Genomic DNA, 17,657 nt, shown 5'->3' on the forward strand with positions numbered 1-17,657 from the left:
TTTCTGTTCGCCCACCCGGCACTAGCGCGGCCGCGTCTCGCGCAGCGTCCACGTCACCGGGAGTACCAGCACGGCGACCAGGGCGATCATCGCGCCGGGTGCCGATGACCAGCCGGTGTGCCGCACCAGCAGCTCGGCCAGCAGCGGCGTGGCGCCGCCAAAGAACGCGGTGGCCATGGTGACGCCAAGGGCCAGCCCGCTGAGCCTACCCTCGCCGGGGAACTGCTCGGCGGTGGCAGGTGCCGCTACTGCGCTGACCCCACCGGCCAGGCAGGCCAGCACCACCGCGGCCAGCCCGATCGTGACCGTGCTGGCGCCGGCCATCACCGAGAACATCGTCAACGGCAGCAATGCGGACAGGCCCGCCAGCGCGATCAGTACCGGCCTACGACCCACCCGGTCCGACAATGCACCGGCCAGCGGCGTCACCACGATCACCGCCACCGCCGCGACCGTGGACAACCACAACGCCTCCGATTCACTCACCTGCCCCACCGAACCGAGGAACGCCGGGACGTAGGTGATGCCCACGTAATAGGTGATCGAACCCAGTGCGGAAATCGCGAAGGTGCGTGCAATGGCCGCCTTGTGGTGCCGCCAGGTGTCGCGGATCGGCGATTCCGGCACGGTGCCTTCGGCCTGTTGCCGCTCGAATTCGGGTGACTCGTGCATGGTCGAACGTGCCAGCAGGATCGCACCGGCCAGCGCCGCACCGACAAAGAATGGAATGCGCCAGCCCCAGCCATCCAGCTGGGCCGGGCTCAGCAGCGCGACCGTCAGCGCCGACAGCGCCACCGCCAACAGGGCTCCCACCTCGCTCGCCGCAGAGGCCAGCGAGGTCACCAGGCCGCGCCGCCGCGCGGGGGCGGTTTCCAGCAGGTACGCCACCACCCCGGTGTACTCGCCGCCGACCGAGAAGGCCATCAGGCAACGCAGCAGCAACAGCAGCACACCGGCAGTGGCCCCGATGCTCCCGAAGGTCGGCAGCAGGGCCGTGGCCAGCATGGCCAATGTCATCAGCAGCATCGAGGCCAGCAACATGTAGCGCCGACCGAAGCGATCGCCGAGGTGGCCGAACACCAGCGCGCCCAATGGCCGCATCAGGTACGACACCGCGAATCCAGCCAGGGTGGCCAGCAGCGCGTTCTCGCCACCGCCGAAGAACACCCGTGACAGCACCGTGGCCAGATACAGATAGAGCGTGAAGTCGTACCACTCCACCACGGTCGACAGGCCAGCGATGATCATCGAGCGCGTCCGCGGTCGTGCATCCGGCAGGGGGGTGGCCGAGCTCAAGCGTGCGTCCTGCTGGCTCGCAGGTCATCGCGGCTCGACCGTGGTCGACAGTGCATCGCGTACTCCGGGCCACCTGGGCCGCATCTGGACGGCGACAGCCTACGACAGCCGATCTGCACGCCGCGTCACGGCAGGCCGCCAGTGTCGCAACGCGCCCGGCCCGTGCTCAGGCCACGACCGCCGGCTGGACAGCGCCGCGTCGATAGCTCAACAGCCGGCCGTTGCCCGGCGCATTGCCTTCGTCCTCGAACAGGCCCAGCGCTTCGGTTACGCCGAAGCCCTGCAGCGCCATGCCGCGCGAGAATGCGCCAACGTTGCCGCGCCCGGGATCGGTGATCAGCAGTTCGGCATCGGGCTTGGCATGCCGCAGCATCATCGCCGCGATCTGATGGGCATGGCCACGTTCGTAGAGGATGTCGCTGCCGATGATCAGGTCGAAGCGCCCCAGCGAGCCGTCGGGGACTTCCCAGGGCAGGTCGCGGTAGGTCACGGCCGGCAGGTCGTTGAGCCCCGCGTTGTAGGCCAGGAAGGATTCGGCCAACGGGTGGTGATCCGTCGCGACGACGTCCGCGCCACGGTGCGCCAGCACCAGACTGGACAGCCCCAGCCCGCAGCCCAGCTCCAGGATGCGCTTACCCGCCACGTCGAAGTGGCTCATGGTCTCGGCCAACGCGCGGCCGGCCGGCCAGATCTGGCCGAACAGGCTCCACAGCGAGGAGTGGATGCCGGCGCGTTCGGCGCGACCGGTGGGATCGGAGAACTGCTGCAGATCGCTGAGCGCGCGGATACGGAAGTCGTGACCGCCGACCGGGATGGTGAGGATGCGGGTGGTATAGCCCGGCATGAGCGCTCCGTGGGACACGGGAGCCTTCATCCCGGGATCGGCAGGAAGGACTCGGAGAAGGGAGCGAGGGCGATCGGACATCGATCGCGCAGGACGCGCGTATGTGCGGGTGACAGCCCATCCTACGCCATGCGCGGGGACCTCGCTGAACGCGCCGGTGCCGCCTTGCGTGCGCGCGGTGCGGTCTTGCGTACCGCTTTGGGTGCCGCCGGGACCGGACCGTAGCGTACCTGGCAGACTGGGCAGAAGAATGTCCGCCGCCGGGTCGTCCCCGGGTAGGTCTTGCCGAGCGGGCCACCGCAATGGGGGCAGGTGCGCTTGGTGTGCACCAGCCAGTGCTGGCGAAGCACGAATGCCCGTTTCCACGCCAGGAAATCGACACTGTACTGCCGCGCCTGTTTGATGACCTCGCCCAGCTTGCGCGGCGGCAGCGCGCCGACCGTGGATTCGGGATGCACGCGCGTGCGGAACAGCACCTCGTTCTTGATGATGTTGCCGACGCCGGCAAAGATGTCCTGGTCCAGCAGCGCGTCGCAGATCAAGGTGTCCGGGTGTTGCTTGAGCTTCCTGCGCGCCCGTCCGGGATCCCACGACGGGTCCATCACATCGCCACGCCAGTCGTAGGTGTCCTCCAGCGCGCCTTCGATGTACTTCACCGACGAGGCATAGATGTTGAGCTCGCCGTTGTCGAACTGCAGCGACACCCGGGGCGGTGATGGCTTGCGCTCATCGATGCGGTAGCTGCCGAACATCAGCATGTGCACGCGCAGACTGAAGCCACGGAACTCGATCAGGAAATGCTTGCCCCAGCTGCGCAGGGCGACCACGCGACGGCCTTCCATGCGGGTCAGATCGAGCGAGCTGTTGCCGGTCGCCAGGCGCACGGTCTTGCCGCGGAATTTCGCCGCCGCTTCGCGCAGGATGACGATGGAAGGACCTTCAGGCATGTGCAGGCTCCAGCAGGGATGCCCTCCGAGCAGGTCCTGCAGCCGCGCCGCGTTGGCAACCGCGAACCCGTGGGCGGTGTTGTCGAAGATGACCCAGCGCGTACCGGAACGCTGCGCAGCAAGCTCCGTCGCCAATGCATTGAGCGCCACCTCGCTGTACGCGCTGTAATACATCCGCGGCGCGCCATGCCAGCGCCAGTAGCGCCACCTGGCATCGCCGCCGGGTGTTGCCGCCGCGGGGACGCGCGCAGGATCGGCTGCAGCGCGCGCCACCGCGTGCCGTTGCAGCATCCGCTCGGCCTGCGGGGTGAACCAGCTGGCATGGCGCGGCTCGCAGACCACGGGCGCCTGCGTGCGCCGGCGCAGCATGCCGAAGAAGCTCGCCGCCACCCGCGCATCGTATGCATGGCTCGGTGGCAGCTGCAGCAGGAGTCCGCCCAGCGTGCGACCGAGCCCGCCGACCTCCTCCAGGAAACGGTCCAGGGCGGGGCCGCACCCTCGCAGCGCCGCCTCATGTGAGATCGCCCTGGGCAGTTTCACCGAGAACCGGAAGTCCGCCGGCACGCTCGCCGCCCAGCGTGCATACGTGCGCTGCTGGTGCGGGCGGTAGAACGAGGAGTTGATCTCCACCACGGAGAATCGCGTTGCATAGCGCGCCAACATGCTCTCGCCCTGCCCGGTCAGCGCCGCATGACGGCCGGGGATCGACCAGCCTGCACATCCGATCCTGACGGAGGCTGCCCCCATGGCTTACAGCCGGATCTCACCGTCGTCTTCGCCGGACCAGTAGTGGATGCGGGTCGCCTTGACCTGGATGAGCACGATCCCGGGGGTATCCACGCCCTGCTTGAACCAGCGCTCCAGGTCCGCGACCCAATGCGCCTGCAGGGTCGCGCGGTCGCGGCTCAGCGTGGCATGCCCTTCCACCGCCACGAACAGCGGCGGCTTGCCCAGCAGCGACTTGCTGCCGGTGAAGGACAGCGCGACCTTCGGGTCGCGCTCGATCTCGGTCACCATGTCGGCACTGTCGAAGGCGAAGAAGTAGCTGTCACCGTCGTAGTCCACGTCGCCGTTGTTGCTCATCGGCCGGCCGGCGATCTCGCCGCTGGCGGTGTGGGTCTGCAGCATGGCGAAATCGATGCCGGCCATCTTCTTGGCCAGTTCGGGCAGGGTCAACGTGGTCATGGAATCTCCGGGTGGGCGTGGCGTGTGCGCCCAGCCTCCGCGCAGCGCGGTGACCGAAGCGTGCACGCCCACTGCCGGAAATTTCACACGGCCCGGGAGGTGCTCCCGCTGGGCAACAGCGCCAGCGACATCACCCCCTCCGCAGCGTGATCAGGGTGATCTCCGACGGCACGCCGATACGCGCAGCGAAGCCCGGCCACAGCCCGGCACCGTTGCTGACATACAGCGTCATCCCGTCCACCTGATAGCGGCCGGAAACATAGCCACCATTGGCACGCTTGACCAGTTGATCCATACCGAGGATGTGCCCGCCATGGGTATGACCGGACAGCTGCAGCGCCACGCCGTGCGCGGCATTGGCGCGGGCTTCGACCGGGCGATGGTCAAGCAGGATCACCGGTGCCTGCGGATCCGCCCCGGCCAGGGCAGCGCCGAGGTCCGGCATGGGCAGGCCGTAGCGCGCGGCCACCGGATCGGTGACCCCGGCGATGGTCAGCGTGGCGCCGTCGCGCTGCACCTGGGTGTGGGTGTTCTCCAGCACCTGCATGCCCTGCCCGCGGAAAGCCTGCATCCAGTCGGCGTACTGCGCGTAGTACTCGTGGTTGCCGGTGATCGCGATGACGCCATCGGGCGCATGCAGCCTGCCGAGTGGGGCGAAGTCGTTGGCACGGGCGCTGACACTGCCGTCGATCAGGTCACCGGTGATCACCACCAGGTCCGGTTGGAGGGCATTGCTTTCGGTGACCACCTTCTCCACCCAGGCACCGGTGAGCAGGCGGCTGGCGTGGATGTCGGTGAGCTGCAGCACGCGGTAGCCGTCGAACGCGGCCGGCAGCCCCTTGATCGCCACGTCGATCTGGCGCGGCTTGGGGACCGCCATGCCCTGCCAGATGCCATAAGCGGACAACAGCAGCGCCAGCGCGCCGGCCATGGGCCGCAACCCTGCAGCGCGCAGCGTCGGCACCACGCGCTGCCAGCGCAGCAGGCGCGCGATCAGCAGCAGCGCATCCAGCAGCAGTACGAACACCGCGCTCAGCAGCAGCGTGGTGAAGCCGGTGGCGAGCACGGCGATCATCGCCTTGGGAATCTCGGGCGAGGCCATGGTGCCGGCGAACTGGGCCACGATACGATGGTGCAGCGCCAGCGCCACCACCAGCAGGCCCAGCCCGATCCGGACCGGAGCCGGCAGTCGCAGCGGCCAGATCACCCGCCACACCAGATACAACGCAAGCAAACAGCCGATCGCACTCAGCACGGGCACATCCTGGAAAACGTTGGGGGAGTCAGCCGCCCATCGTTCCTGATTCAGGCCGTGTGTTCCAGTGCAGGAGGTCGTGTTGATTCAGGCAGAGCGCTTGGTCGCCTTCGGGCGCGACGCAGGAACATTGGTCTTCGCTGCCTGGTTCAGCGCCATCGCCGCCCGGATCAACGCCTTGAACGCGGCCGCATCGAGCGTCTCGCCTTCATGCAGATCAATGGCGCGGCGGGTGTTGCCGTCCAGGCTGGCATTGAACAGGCCCTTGGGATCGGCAAGCGACGCGCCCTTGGCGAAGGTCAGCTTCACGGCCGTTTTGTAGGTCTCGCCGGTGCACAGGATGCCGTGGTGCTCCCACACCGGCACACCACGCCACTTCCAGGTCTCCACCACGTCCGGAGCGACCTGGTGGATCAAGCCGCGGATCCTGGACAAGGCCGCGCCTCGCCAATCGTCCAGCGATTGGATGCGGGCATCGATCTGCTGCGATGCGGACGGCCCGCTGGCCGCGCTGGCAGCTGCGGTCTTGCTGGCGTTGGGCTGGGTCATGGGCTCACCGGTCACCATGGGCGGCCCGGTCGGCAGCGCCCTTCGTGCGCGTTATAGACCTGATCGGAGGGGGCTTCAAGCCGGCGCTTACATCCGCTCGCCGGGGAGCCGGCTGGCCTGCGTCACCCACGCGCGGAACTGCGCCTCATCCCATGGGACGCCCTCCTCGATGTGCAGGTAGCGCGTGTCCTGGCTCTTGGAGGCGACCGGCGGGAGCGGCTGCAGGGCCATCCCTCTGAAAAATGCCACTTTGATGTAGCGGGTGAAGCAATGCAGGCTGAGAAACCAGCCGTCGCCATCAATGCCATACAGCGGTGAATTCCATTTGACCGCTTTGTGTACGCCGGGAACGGTGGCCACGATCAGCGCATCCAGCCGGTCGCCGACGGCACGCTTCCAACCCGGCATGGCGGCGATGTAGGCCTGCACCGGGCCATCGCCATCGCCCTTGGGAATCTGCGGATTGCCGCCGGACAGCAGCCGGGGCTCGCCGGACGCCAGCGGAGGCAGCGACGTCTTTCCTGATGCGCAGGGTCGGTTCGCGGCCATGCTGCCGTTCCTGTGTGAGACCTGCCTGCGTTATAGACCGCGCCGTACCAGGCAGCAATGCACGGCCACGGAAATTTGAACATTCTTCTATGGCATCGTGGCAGCGGGTTCTCCAGCATCCTAGCACAAGATCAACAGGAGAGTCCGCCTTGCAGCAGAAGCACCCGTGGCGCGCGGTCCGCCATTTCAACCTGGCCTACGACAAGGCGCGTCAATGGCAATGCCCCCCCGTTCAGGCGTGGCTGGTCGCGGTGCGGTTTGCACTGACCGGCAACAGTGGCCGCTTCCTGAGCCACGGCGGCTACCGGAAATCACGCATCTTCAGGTCCGTCTGACACGGATCCCGGGCCGGCGCGCAGCACCGCATGCGGCCGGTCAGACCTGCACCGGGCTCCCGTAACGGTAGACCAGATCCGTCGGGTCGCTTCGTGCGGCTGCCGCATCCAGCACCCCGCCAAGGCGGCACGCGACCTGCGCCGACGCGGTATTGGCCGGTGTCATGTAGCTGACCAGGGTAGGCAACGCCAGTGCGGAGAACGCCCACTCACGCAGCGCTGCAGCGGCTTCGGTGGCATATCCCCGGCCTTCATGGCCGTCGTACAACAACCAGCCCAGCTCTTTCTCCGGGAACAGCGGCCCATGGTTGATCCCCACCTGCCCGACGCACTCGGCGGTCGCGGTCAGCTCGATCATCAATGCGCCATGCCCCAACAACGGCCACTGCGCCAGGTCATGACAGAACAGCCCCCAGGCCGCGCGTTCGTCCATCGGCCCGCCCACGCCGACCGCGCGTGGTGAGGACAGGAAGGCCGCATAGGCGGGAAAATCGGCCATGACCTGCGGGCGCAGGGTCAGGCGCGCGGTGCTGAGGGTGATGATGTCGTAAGACGGCATGGGCGGTTCCTGACTCAGATCCAGCGCTGGTCCAGCAGTTCGCGCTTGATGTAGGCATAGAACACCGGCGCCGCGACCAGGCCCGGCAGACCGAATGCCGCTTCCATCACCAGCATCGCCAGCAGCAGTTCCCAGGCACGTGCCTGGATTTCGCCCCCGACGATGCGTGCGTTGAGGAAGTACTCCAGCTTGTGGATGACCACCAGGTACAGCAGCGCGACCACGGCCACGTAGAACGACACCGACAGCGCGACGATGGTGATGACCGTGTTGGAGATGATGTTGCCCACCACCGGCAACAGGCCAGCCAGGAAGGTGATCAGCACCAGGGTCTTGGACAGCGGCACGTGCACGCCGAACAACGGCAGCACGCCGAGCAGGAAGATCGCGGTGAACAGTGTATTGAGCAGGGAGATCTTCACCTGCGCGAACACCACCTGCCGGAACGCCGTGGCCATGCGGCTGGTGCGCCCGATCAGCTCCTGCGCCAGCGGCCCCATCTTCGGCAGCGGCAGTTCGTCGTACAGCGCGATCATCGCGCCCAGCACCATGCCGATCAGGATCCGCACGCTGATCTGCACGGCCGAGGTGCCGGCGATACCAAGCTGCTGGCGATGGGTGGCGGCCCAGTCGTTCATCGCCGTGCGCAGCGCCTGCAGATCTTCCGGGATGTAAGGCTGCAGCAGGTCCGGAACCTGGTGGCGGGAGGTATTGAGGATGTCCATCAGGCGCATCAGCAGCGCATCGGGGCCGCCGGTCTCATTGCGGAAGAACGAGGCGATGCCGATCGCCGCCAGGGTCAGCGCGCCAATGATCAGTGCCGACAGCACGATCACCGAATAGGCGCGGGCGCGACCGGGCGGCAGCCTGCCTTCGACGGTGGAGGCCAACAGATGGGTCAGGTGGAACACCAGCAGGCCCGACAGCAGCGTCACCACCAGGCCCAGCTTCAAGGTCAGCCACATCCCCAGCAGCATCAGCAGCCAGGCCGCGATGCGGGCGGTGGGCGGCTTGGGCAACGCGGGGATCACGAGGGACATGCGGGCGCATCCTGACGGGTGGCCCATGGTAGTGGATCACGCTCGGAGGAACGTGGACCGCCGGCACGAACGGTTCATCCGGCTCAGCCGGGTTTAACGTTAAACCCGTTCCAATACCCGCTGTTCTCCAGCAGGCGTTTCGATGGCGCACCGTCCAGGCCCAGGCCAACCTCCGCACCGCCCTGCAACGCTGAAGACGGTTGCCGATCGCACCGGCGTCTCGACGATGACCGTATCCAACGTGATCAACGGCACCGGCAAGGTGGGCGCGGAAACGCGCGCGCGGGTCAGGGAAGCGATCCGTGCGACCGGCTACGTCCCCAATCTTGAGGCGCGGCGTCTCGCCGGTGCGGCGGGAACCCGTCTCGCACTGATCCATTCCGGTGACCGCTCGCCCTTCCTGACCGACGCACTGCTCGCGGTGCTGGCCAGCTCCAACGCGGCAGGCGCCGGACTGATCGTCTGCGAAGGCACCTCGCCGACGCTTGAACATGCCGAACAGCGGGCCATGGATGCGATCAAGGCCGGCGCCGAAGGCTTGATCCTCATCCCACCGTACGCGGAGCTGTTGTCCGGCTCGGACGCCTTCATGCGGCTCGGCATTCCCACCGTTGCCCTGGCCGGTGCACAGGTACTGCCGGGCATGCGGACGATCCGCATCGACAACCGCCTGGCGGCCGATCAGCTCACCTTGCACCTGATCGACAGCGGCCACCAGCGGATCGCGTTCCTGGCCGGTCCCATGGAGCATGGCGACAGCCGGGAGCGTCTTGCCGGATTCGAGGAGGCGATGGCGCGGGCCGGACTGCCGATCCCGCCGGAGCTGATCCGCCATGGCCGCTTTTCGTTCCAGTCGGGCTGCGACATCGGCGAAGCGCTGCTCGGCATGTCCTCAGCACCGACGGCCGTGCTGGCCAGCAATGACGACATGGCGCTGGGCGTGCTGTGGATCGCGCATCGCGCGGGCCTGCGGGTTCCGCAGGATCTGTCACTGGCCGCCTTCGATGACACTGCCGCCGCGCGGCGCGCCTGGCCACCGCTGACCGTGGCCAGCCAGCCGATGGCCGGGATGGCGGCCGCGGCGACCCGGGCGCTGCTCGACTGCCTCACCGGCAATGCCGGGCTGCCCTGCGGCGAGCAGATCCTGCCCCACCAGCTGCTCATCCGGACCTCCTCGCAGTCGACCCCGATCGCCTGCGACTGACCGTCGCCGCGCTGGCGGTTTACCGATCAACCTCTTTTCATAGCCTCATGTAACCGATTTCATGAGGCTCCAATGACATCCCGTATCGATGCGCTGATGGCGCAGATGACCATCGAAGAAAAGGTCGGCCAGCTCAACGTCACGGCCGACATGGTTCGCCCCTTCGTTCCGGATATCAATCCGGTCGCCAATGAGCAGAACGCCGGGCAGGTGCTCGAGCTCATCCGCCAGGGCAAGGTCGGCGCCCTGTTCAACGGCAAGGGCCGGCAGGGCGCGGTGGCGCTGCAGCGGGTGGCGGTGGAAGAGAGCCGCTTGGGCATTCCCCTGATCCTGGCAGCCGACGTGATCCATGGCATGGGCACGGTGTTTCCGATCCCGCTGGGCGAGACCGCGACCTTCGAACCAGACCTGGCGCGCCGGACCGCCCGCGCCACCGCCGTGGAAGCGACCGCCGCAGCGATCCACTGGACGTTCGCACCGGCCATCGACGTGACCCGCGACCAGCGCTGGAGCCGCGGCGCCGAAGGCACCGGCGAAGACACGCTGCTTGCGTGCCGGTTTGGTGCCGCACGCGTGCAGGGGTTCCAGGGCGACGACCTGCGCCGCGAGGATGCGCTGCTCGCCACGGCCAAGCACTATGTTGCCTACGGCGCCTGTCTGGCGGGCCTGGATTACAACACGGTCGATATCGCCCCGCAGACCTTGCAGGATGTACACCTGCCCCCGTTCAAGGCGGCAGTGGATGCCGGCGTCGGCAGCATCATGACCGCGTTCAACGATATCAACGGCGTACCGGTCAGTGCCAACAAGCCGTTGTTGACCGACCTTCTGCGCGGCGCGTGGCGGTTCGATGGCGTCACCATTTCCGATTACACCTCGGAAATGGAGCTGGTCGCACACGGCTATGCCGAGGACATGCAGGACGCGGTGCTCAAAGCCTTCATGGCCGGCCTCGACCTCAGCCTGCAGAGCGGACTGTACCTGCAGCATCTGCCTTCGCTCGTCCGCGACGGCCGCGTGCCGATGTGGCGCCTGGACCAGGCGGTCCGGCGCATGCTGGAACTCAAGGAGCGCACCGGGCTGCTGGACAACCCGTATCGCTCGCTGGAGATGGACGATGTCTCCGACGCATGCCTTGCGCGGCATGAGGAGCTCGCGCGCGAGTCGGCGCGGCGCTCGATCGTGATGCTCAAGAATGCGGGTGACGTGCTGCCACTGGCCAGGACCGGGCAGCGCATCGCGCTGATCGGACCGTTCGCCCGCGACCGCGACAACATCGAAGGCTGCTGGACGCTGTTCGGCGATGCCGATCGGTACGTTTCGCTTGAAGAGGGCCTGCGCGACGCGCTTGGCGACATCGCGCAGCTGGAGATTGTCGACGGGTGTGGCATGGAGGACGCGATCGACGGCGGTCTGGCGCTCGCCGTCCAGGCCGCCCAGCACGCGGACGTGGTGATCCTGGCCGTGGGCGAGCCGCAGCGCTACTCCGGCGAGGCGCAATCGCGCATCGAGATCGTGTTGCCTGCCGTCCAGCAACAACTGGCCGATGCGGTCGCCGCCGCTGGCACCCCCGTGGTGGCCTTGGTCCGCAATGGCCGCGCGCTGGCCCTGCAGGGCGGCGTGCGGGATGCCGATGCCGTACTGATCACCTGGTTCCTGGGCTCGCAGACCGGCCATGCCATCGCTGACGTGCTCTTTGGCGATTACAGCCCGTCGGGCCGGCTGCCAGTGTCCTTCCCGCGCGCATCGGGGCAGCAACCGTATTACTACAATCATCCGCGCACCGGCCGTCCCGAACTGCCGGAAATGAAGGAGTTCAAGACGCGCTGGCGCGAAATTCCGCATGAAGCGCTGTACCCGTTCGGGCATGGCCTGGGTTACGGCAAGGTCGACTACGGTCCCACCCAGGTGGACTCAGCCGTGCTTCGGCGGGGCGAGTCGGTCCGGGTCAGTGCGCGCGTGCGCAACCTCGGCCAGCGGACCGTCGAGGAGGTCGTGCAGTTGTACATCCACGACCGGGTCGCCAGCCGGGTCCGGCCGGTCCGCGAGCTCAAGGGCTTCGACAAGATCACCCTGGCAGGCGGGGAGTCACTGGACGTCGCCTTTCTGTTGAACGAATCGATGCTTGAGTTCACTGGCGTGGATGGCATCCGCCGTGCCGAAGCGGGTACATTCGATGTGTGGATCGCGCCGTCCTGCACGACCGGCGAGGCGACACAGGTCACCCTGGACTGAGTCGACTCCATCCGCGCGCATCGCTGCCCCTCCCCTCGTCCACACGCGCGTGACACCACCGGCGCCACCGTGTCGCGGCCGCCGTATGACGCTCTGCCTCAACTGCGTCTGGGGGAGGCAGTCGAGCCGCGCAGCATCAAACTGAAATCCAGCGTCTGCTGAAGCGGCACGTCGGCGCGTTCGATGATCGCGAGCAGCAGGTTGACCGCGCGGGCACCGATCTCCCGCATCGGCTGCCTGATGGTCGTCAACGGAGGCGTGAGGTAACGCGACGATGCAAGGTCGTCGAAGCCGACGACAGACAGATCACCAGGCACCTGGAGGCCCAGATCACGGCAGGCCGCCAGGACGCCCAACGCCATCTGGTCGCTGAAACAGAACATCGCCGTCGGCACCGGCGCGCGGGCCAACAGCGCCATCCCGGCCGCGTGACCGGATTCGACGGAGAAGTCGCCCGGCACGATGCCGAGCTGGCGCAGGCGGCCGCGCGCCTTGGCGGCGGCCCGTACGCCTTCCAGTCGTTGCTGGTGCAGGGGATTGTCCGGCGGCCCACCCACCACGGCGATCCGCTCGTGCCCCAGCCCGTAAAGGTGTTCCATCACGGCGCGTGCGGCGGCCGCGTTGTCGATATGGACGCTGGGGATGCCCAGTGCGGGATCGAATTCGCAGCCATTGACCACTGGCGCGGCAGCCCCCTGCTGCTGGACGATCGCGCGTGCCGTGGGCGGCAGGCGATGGCCCAGCACGATCAGACCGTCGGCCTCGTTGCGCCGGAGCATCTGCGCGTAGCGTTCCTCGCGCTCCGGCAGGTTCTGGGTATCGCCCAGCAGCACGGCGTAGCCAACGGCCTGCGCCGCGTCTTCCGCGCCCTGCAGGATCTGCGCGAAGAACGGGTTGGCGATGTCCGGCACGGTCACCAGGATCTTCCCGCTGCGCTGGGTCTTGAGTGTCCGGGCAACCGTATTGGGGACATAGCCCAGCGCCGCCGCAGCCTGTTCGATGCGCGTGCGGGTGGCCGGCAGGACCTTTTCCGGCCGGGACAGCGCCCGCGACACCGTGCCGGCGGAAACACCAACGTGCTTTGCGATGTCGTAGATGGTGGCCATGGCGCTACCTCTTCCTTCCGCTGTGCAGTGCACAACAGCTCTTTCGAATGCCCCTGCTAGGATAATGCAATCGATTGCATCGAGGGCGAATCAGCTTGAAAACGCTCAAGGGTCCAGCACTGTTCCTGGCGCAGTTCATCGGCGACACACCTCCCTTCGATCGGCTGGACACGCTGGCCGGATGGGCCGCGGCGCTGGGCTATTCTGGCGTACAAGTGCCGACCGGTGCTCCCGCGCTGTTCGATCTGGCCGAAGCTGCGCGCAGCCAGGGCTACTGCGACGAGGTCATCGGCATGCTGGACGGACATGGCCTGCAGATCACCGAACTGTCCACCCACCTGCAGGGGCAACTGGTCGCCGTCCATCCCGCCTATGACACGCTGTTCGACGGATTCGCGCCGCCGGACAAACGCGGTGATCCGGCGGCCCGGCAGGCTTGGGCGGTGGAGCAGTTGCTGCTGGCCGCCAAGGCCAGCCAGCGCCTGGGCCTGACCGCGCATGCCACGTTCTCCGGGGCGTTGGCCTGGCCCTACTTCTATCCCTGGCCGCAACGCCCTCCCGGGCTGGTCGACGAAGCCTTCGCCGAACTCGGCCGCCGTTGGCGCCCCATCCTGGACGCATTCGACACGTGCGGCGTGGATCTGTGCTTCGAGATCCACCCGGGCGAGGACCTGCATGACGGCGCGACCTTCGAGCGCTTCCTCGAGGTGGTCGACCATCACCCCCGCGCGAAAATCCTGTACGACCCCAGCCACCTGCTGCTGCAGCAGATGGACTACCTGGGTTTCATCGACCGTTACCACGATCGCATCGGCATCTTTCACGTCAAGGACGCGGAGTATCAGGCCAGCGCGCGCAGTGGCGTGTATGGCGGCTACCAGGACTGGATCGATCGTCCTGGGCGGTTCCGCTCGCTCGGGGACGGCCAGATCGATTTCAAGGCGATCTTTTCGAAATTCGCGCAGTACGACTTCCCGGGCTGGGCAGTGCTGGAGTGGGAGTGCTGCCTGAAGCACCCGGAGGACGGCGCGCGGGAGGGGGCTGCCTTCATCCGCGACCACATCATCCACGTGACCGGGCGCGCCTTCGACGACTTTGCCGACAGCGGGACCGATCCGGAATCACTACGCCGCATGCTGGGGATCTGAGCCATCACTGCCTGGGAGGGCAATCCATGACGCACACCATGTCGCGCTTGGGCGCGATGATGTTTCTGCAGTTCTTCATCTGGGGAGCATGGTTCGTCACCCTGGGAACCTATCTGGTCCAGGGGCCGCTTCAAGCCAGCGCCAGCCAGGTGGCAACGGCCTTCCTCAGCCAATCCATCGGTGCCATCGTGGCACCCTTCCTGGTCGGGCTGATCGCCGATCGCTACTTCGCGGCGCAGCGCATCCTCGCGGTCCTGCACCTGGCCGGCGCGGTGCTCATGTGGCTGGCGTCCACGGCCACCAGCTTCAGCATGTTCTCCGCCTGCGTGATGGGCTACATGCTGCTGTTCATGCCGACGCTGGCACTGGCCAACAGCGTGGCGATGCGGCACATGCAATCGCCGGAGAAACAGTTCCCGCTGGTGCGGGTGGCCGGCAGCGTCGGCTGGATCGTGGCCGGCGTCCTGATCGGCTGGCTGGGCTGGGAGCAGGCGCACCGGCTCGAGCTGACGTTCCGCATGGCGGCGATGGCCTCGCTGGCGCTGGGCCTGTATGCATTCACCCTGCCGCACACGCCCCCCCTGGCGCAACAGCGTGATGCCGGGCTGGGACAGATCCTGGGGCTGGACTCGCTGCGGCTGTTGAAGTCGCGCTCCTACCTGGTGTTCTTCCTGGCCTCCATCGCCATCTGCATCCCGTTGGCGTTCTACTACAACTTCACCAACCCATATCTCAACGATCTGGGCGTGCGCGGTGCGGCGGGCCTGCAATCGCTGGGACAGGTCTCCGAAGTCCTGCTGATGCTGGCCATGCCGTTGCTGTTCGTGCGGCTGGGGGTCAAGACGATGCTGGCGGTGGGCATGGCCGCGTGGGTGGTGCGTTACGTCATGTTCGCCTTTGGGGATGCGGGCAGCGGCTTCTCCCTGCTGGTGATCGGCATCGTGCTGCACGGCATCTGCTACGACTTCTTCTTCGTCACCGGCCAGATCTACACCGATGCGCACGCCGGCCCCGCCGCGCGCAGCAGCGCGCAGGGCTTCATCACCCTGGCCACGTATGGCGTGGGCATGTTGATCGGCACGTTCCTGTCCGGCGCGGTGGTGGAGCACTTCACGACGGCGGCCGGACCGGACTGGCAACGGATCTGGCTGTTCCCGGCAGGCGTCGCGTTGCTCGTGCTGATCGCCTTCCTGCTGTTGTTCCGCGACCGGCCAGTGGTCGCGGCCACATCGTCCACGCCCTGAGGACCGCAGCTGATGCCAAAACTTGGAATCGCCATCATCGGCACCGGCATGATCGGCGCGGTGCATCGTCGCGCGGCGCTGCTGGCCGGTGCCGAGATCCGCGGCGTGGCCGCCTCGTCACCGCAGCGCGCACAGGACATGGCGCAGGCATGGGGCATCCCGCGCGCCTATCGGAACATCGAAGAGGTGGTCGCCGATCCACAGGTGCAGGTCGTGCACGTGTGCACGCCCAACCACCTGCACCGTCCCATGGCACAGGCCGCACTGGAAGCCGGCAAGCACGTGGTCTGCGAGAAGCCGTTGGCCACCACGCTGGAAGATGCCAAGGCGCTGGCGTCGCTGGCCGCGGCGGGCGGACTGGTCGCCACGGTACCCTTCGTCTACCGCTACCACCCGGTGGTCCGCGAGGCGCGTGCACGCATCGCCAGCGGTGAACTGGGGCCATTGCACCTGATCCACGGCAGCTACCTGCAGGACTGGCTGCTGGACCCTGCCAGCAACAACTGGCGCGTGGATCCGGCGCTGGGCGGCGCGTCGCGCGTGTTCGCCGACATCGGCTCGCACTGGTGCGACCTGGTGGAATGGGTCAGCGGCGAGCGCTTCGCCGAGGTCAGCGCGGCGTTCGACACGGTGATCGCCGAACGCAGCACCGGCACCGGGCAGAGCTTCACCACCGCGGTGGCCGGTAGCGCGATGCAGCCGGTCAGCAGCGAGGACGTGGCGGCGGCGATGTTCCGTACCGGCGCCGGTACGCTGGCGTCATTGACGGTCAGCCAGGTGTCGGCCGGACGCCACAACCGCCTCTGGTTCGAGATCGATGGCGCCAGGGCCAGCGTGGCCTTCAACCAGGAAGATGCCGAACGGCTGTGGATCGGCCAACCCGACCAGCGCGAGGAAGTCTTCGTGCGTGGGCCGGGCGCCGGCAGTGCCGAGCAGCGCCGGCTGTCGGTGTTGCCGGCCGGGCACGCGCAGGGCTACGGCCACTGCTTCGAGGCATTTGTCGCCGACACCTATCGCGCCATCGACGGCGAGCGACCGGACGGCCTGCCCACCTTCGACGACGGTGTGCGCTCGGCGCTGATCGTCGATCGCGTCATCAGCTCGGCCAGGACGCGCGCCTGGACCACCATCGGTTGAATCCCGGGAGGATATCTTGATGAACACGTCTGCACGCAGAACCGCAACCCTCGCACTGCTGCTCCTCGCGTCCCTGCCCGTCTTCGCACACGAAGCCGTCAGCCCGCCGAAGCCCATCGCCGTGCAGATGTACTCACTGCGCAACGCCGGGACGCTCGACCAGCAGTTGAAGATCGTCCACGACGCGGGCGTGGATGCGGTGGAAACGGTGGGCACGCAGGGCGTCAGCGCCACCGAACTGAAGCAGCTGCTGGACAGGTATTCGATCCGGGCAATTTCCTCGCACGTGCCACTGGCCGAACTGCGCAACGACCTGGACGGCGTGATTGCCTTCAATCGGTCGATCGGCAACACCACGCTGGTGGTGCCTTACCTGGACGCAAAGGATCGGCCGACCGATGCCGCAGGCTGGACCGCGCTGGGCCAGGAACTGGGCGCGATCGCCAAACAGGTGCGGGGCAAGGGCATGCGCCTGGCCTACCACAATCATGACTTCGAGCTGGTCGACTTCAATGGCAGGACCGGCCTGGAACTGCTGTTCGCAGCGGCCGGGCCGGACCTGCAGACCGAGCTGGACCTTGCCTGGGTCGCGCGTGCAGGCCTCGACCCGGCGGTGATGCTGGCGACGTTCCGCGGCCGCATGTTCGCGGTACACGCCAAGGACAATGCACCCAAGGGCCAGGCCGAAGACGAGGGCGGCTTCGCGGCCGTTGGCCAGGGCGTGCTGGACTGGGATGCGATCCTGCCAGCCGCAGCCGCTGCCGGCGTGCAGTGGTACATCCTCGAGCACGATCAGCCACGCGATTCGGCCAAGGTGATCCAGACCGGCGCGGACTACCTGCGTGAACGCCTGTCCGCCAACGTATCCGCCCGAGCGCAGCACTGACGCCTGAAGGAGGCCCCACATAAAGACGATCCTGGCAATGGCCGTGGCCCTGGGCAGCATGAGCGTTGCGACACCAGCATGGTGCAAGGATGACCCGGCCGCCGGTGCGAAGCTCTACACCGTCAACTGCACGGCCTG

17 protein-coding genes and 1 pseudogene are annotated in these 17,657 nt (G+C 67.3%); 7 read left to right on the forward strand and 11 right to left on the reverse strand.

The window, feature by feature from the left end:
* Positions 1-21: 21 nt before the first annotated feature.
* The 8 genes and pseudogenes from AC07WC_RS16195 to AC07WC_RS16230 form a co-directional block, all read right to left on the reverse strand.
* On the reverse strand, positions 22-1,248 hold the full coding sequence (locus tag AC07WC_RS16195; RefSeq protein WP_495210920.1) for an MFS transporter: 1,227 nt from the start codon (positions 1,246-1,248) through the stop codon (positions 22-24).
* Positions 1,249-1,462: 214 nt separating this feature from the next.
* Positions 1,463-2,140 carry a class I SAM-dependent methyltransferase gene (locus AC07WC_RS16200; RefSeq protein WP_495210903.1) on the reverse strand — a complete coding sequence of 226 codons (678 nt, stop codon included), beginning with the start codon at positions 2,138-2,140 and terminating at the stop codon, positions 1,463-1,465.
* Between the two features lie 122 nt (positions 2,141-2,262).
* Positions 2,263-3,087 (reverse strand): DNA-formamidopyrimidine glycosylase family protein, encoded by an 825-nt coding sequence (locus AC07WC_RS16205; RefSeq protein WP_495210921.1) that lies wholly within the window; start codon positions 3,085-3,087, stop codon positions 2,263-2,265.
* Between the two features lie 27 nt (positions 3,088-3,114).
* Positions 3,115-3,834, reverse strand: a pseudogene (locus tag AC07WC_RS16210) (DUF72 domain-containing protein); the annotation flags it as partial.
* A 3-nt stretch (positions 3,835-3,837) separates the two neighbouring features.
* Positions 3,838-4,272, reverse strand: a complete 435-nt coding sequence (locus tag AC07WC_RS16215) for a pyridoxamine 5'-phosphate oxidase family protein (RefSeq protein WP_495210904.1) — start codon at positions 4,270-4,272, stop codon at positions 3,838-3,840.
* 130 nt (positions 4,273-4,402) lie between these two features.
* Positions 4,403-5,527 (reverse strand): metallophosphoesterase, encoded by a 1,125-nt coding sequence (locus tag AC07WC_RS16220; RefSeq protein WP_495210905.1) that lies wholly within the window; start codon positions 5,525-5,527, stop codon positions 4,403-4,405.
* Positions 5,528-5,614: 87 nt separating this feature from the next.
* Entirely contained in the window at positions 5,615-6,076 is a 462-nt protein-coding gene (locus tag AC07WC_RS16225; protein ID WP_495210906.1) for a DUF1801 domain-containing protein, read from the reverse strand.
* An 87-nt stretch (positions 6,077-6,163) separates the two neighbouring features.
* A complete protein-coding gene (locus tag AC07WC_RS16230) occupies positions 6,164-6,625 on the reverse strand; it encodes a DUF1801 domain-containing protein (RefSeq protein WP_495210907.1) in 462 nt (153 codons plus the stop codon).
* A gap of 149 nt (positions 6,626-6,774) precedes the next feature.
* Here AC07WC_RS16230 and AC07WC_RS16235 point away from each other — a divergent pair, with 149 nt between their 5' ends.
* Positions 6,775-6,960: a hypothetical protein gene (locus tag AC07WC_RS16235; protein WP_495210908.1), complete on the forward strand. Its 186-nt coding sequence runs from the start codon at positions 6,775-6,777 to the stop codon at positions 6,958-6,960.
* Between the two features lie 40 nt (positions 6,961-7,000).
* Here AC07WC_RS16235 and AC07WC_RS16240 read toward each other — a convergent pair whose 3' ends face one another.
* A complete protein-coding gene (locus AC07WC_RS16240; protein WP_495210909.1) occupies positions 7,001-7,519 on the reverse strand; it encodes a GNAT family N-acetyltransferase in 519 nt (172 codons plus the stop codon).
* Positions 7,520-7,533: 14 nt separating this feature from the next.
* Complete coding sequence (locus AC07WC_RS16245) at positions 7,534-8,559, reverse strand: AI-2E family transporter (protein WP_495210910.1); 1,026 nt, start codon at positions 8,557-8,559, stop codon at positions 7,534-7,536.
* A gap of 142 nt (positions 8,560-8,701) precedes the next feature.
* Between AC07WC_RS16245 and AC07WC_RS16250 the strand changes: the two genes are divergently transcribed.
* Positions 8,702-9,763 (forward strand): LacI family DNA-binding transcriptional regulator, encoded by a 1,062-nt coding sequence (locus AC07WC_RS16250; protein WP_495210911.1) that lies wholly within the window; start codon positions 8,702-8,704, stop codon positions 9,761-9,763.
* Positions 9,764-9,835: 72 nt separating this feature from the next.
* Positions 9,836-11,998, forward strand: coding sequence for a glycoside hydrolase family 3 N-terminal domain-containing protein (locus tag AC07WC_RS16255; protein ID WP_495210912.1), 2,163 nt, complete (start codon positions 9,836-9,838; stop codon positions 11,996-11,998).
* A 98-nt stretch (positions 11,999-12,096) separates the two neighbouring features.
* On the opposite strand, the gene AC07WC_RS16260 is transcribed toward AC07WC_RS16255, so the two are convergent.
* Positions 12,097-13,104, reverse strand: coding sequence for a LacI family DNA-binding transcriptional regulator (locus tag AC07WC_RS16260; RefSeq protein WP_495210913.1), 1,008 nt, complete (start codon positions 13,102-13,104; stop codon positions 12,097-12,099).
* A gap of 95 nt (positions 13,105-13,199) precedes the next feature.
* Here AC07WC_RS16260 and AC07WC_RS16265 point away from each other — a divergent pair, with 95 nt between their 5' ends.
* Genes AC07WC_RS16265 through AC07WC_RS16280 form a run of 4 tightly spaced genes read left to right on the forward strand, consistent with a single transcriptional unit; the run spans position 13,200 to position 17,519 of the window.
* Positions 13,200-14,252: a sugar phosphate isomerase/epimerase family protein gene (locus tag AC07WC_RS16265; RefSeq protein ID WP_495210914.1), complete on the forward strand. Its 1,053-nt coding sequence runs from the start codon at positions 13,200-13,202 to the stop codon at positions 14,250-14,252.
* 26 nt (positions 14,253-14,278) lie between these two features.
* Positions 14,279-15,496: a nucleoside permease gene (locus tag AC07WC_RS16270; RefSeq protein WP_495210915.1), complete on the forward strand. Its 1,218-nt coding sequence runs from the start codon at positions 14,279-14,281 to the stop codon at positions 15,494-15,496.
* 12 nt (positions 15,497-15,508) lie between these two features.
* Positions 15,509-16,633, forward strand: coding sequence for a Gfo/Idh/MocA family protein (locus AC07WC_RS16275; protein WP_495210916.1), 1,125 nt, complete (start codon positions 15,509-15,511; stop codon positions 16,631-16,633).
* Positions 16,634-16,652: 19 nt separating this feature from the next.
* Positions 16,653-17,519 carry a sugar phosphate isomerase/epimerase family protein gene (locus AC07WC_RS16280; protein WP_495210917.1) on the forward strand — a complete coding sequence of 289 codons (867 nt, stop codon included), beginning with the start codon at positions 16,653-16,655 and terminating at the stop codon, positions 17,517-17,519.
* Positions 17,520-17,657: the final 138 nt, after the last annotated feature.

The sequence above is a fragment of the Stenotrophomonas sp. GW821-FHT01H02A genome (assembly GCF_059422145.1).

What these genes read in the sequence shown, in the direction of transcription:
- AC07WC_RS16195 (WP_495210920.1), bottom strand. Translation starts at nt 1,248, where the DNA reads ATGATCATCGCTGGCCTGTCGACCGTGGTGGAGTGGTACGACTTCACG.
- AC07WC_RS16200 (WP_495210903.1), bottom strand. Translation starts at nt 2,140, where the DNA reads ATGCCGGGCTATACCACCCGCATCCTCACCATCCCGGTCGGCGGTCAC.
- AC07WC_RS16205 (WP_495210921.1), bottom strand. Translation starts at nt 3,087, where the DNA reads ATGCCTGAAGGTCCTTCCATCGTCATCCTGCGCGAAGCGGCGGCGAAA.
- AC07WC_RS16215 (WP_495210904.1), bottom strand. Translation starts at nt 4,272, where the DNA reads ATGACCACGTTGACCCTGCCCGAACTGGCCAAGAAGATGGCCGGCATC.
- AC07WC_RS16225 (WP_495210906.1), bottom strand. Translation starts at nt 6,076, where the DNA reads ATGACCCAGCCCAACGCCAGCAAGACCGCAGCTGCCAGCGCGGCCAGC.
- AC07WC_RS16230 (WP_495210907.1), bottom strand. Translation starts at nt 6,625, where the DNA reads ATGGCCGCGAACCGACCCTGCGCATCAGGAAAGACGTCGCTGCCTCCG.
- AC07WC_RS16240 (WP_495210909.1), bottom strand. Translation starts at nt 7,519, where the DNA reads ATGCCGTCTTACGACATCATCACCCTCAGCACCGCGCGCCTGACCCTG.
- AC07WC_RS16245 (WP_495210910.1), bottom strand. Translation starts at nt 8,559, where the DNA reads ATGTCCCTCGTGATCCCCGCGTTGCCCAAGCCGCCCACCGCCCGCATC.
- AC07WC_RS16250 (WP_495210911.1), top strand. Translation starts at nt 8,702, where the DNA reads ATGGCGCACCGTCCAGGCCCAGGCCAACCTCCGCACCGCCCTGCAACG.
- AC07WC_RS16255 (WP_495210912.1), top strand. Translation starts at nt 9,836, where the DNA reads ATGACATCCCGTATCGATGCGCTGATGGCGCAGATGACCATCGAAGAA.
- AC07WC_RS16260 (WP_495210913.1), bottom strand. Translation starts at nt 13,104, where the DNA reads ATGGCCACCATCTACGACATCGCAAAGCACGTTGGTGTTTCCGCCGGC.
- AC07WC_RS16270 (WP_495210915.1), top strand. Translation starts at nt 14,279, where the DNA reads ATGACGCACACCATGTCGCGCTTGGGCGCGATGATGTTTCTGCAGTTC.
- AC07WC_RS16275 (WP_495210916.1), top strand. Translation starts at nt 15,509, where the DNA reads ATGCCAAAACTTGGAATCGCCATCATCGGCACCGGCATGATCGGCGCG.
- AC07WC_RS16280 (WP_495210917.1), top strand. Translation starts at nt 16,653, where the DNA reads ATGAACACGTCTGCACGCAGAACCGCAACCCTCGCACTGCTGCTCCTC.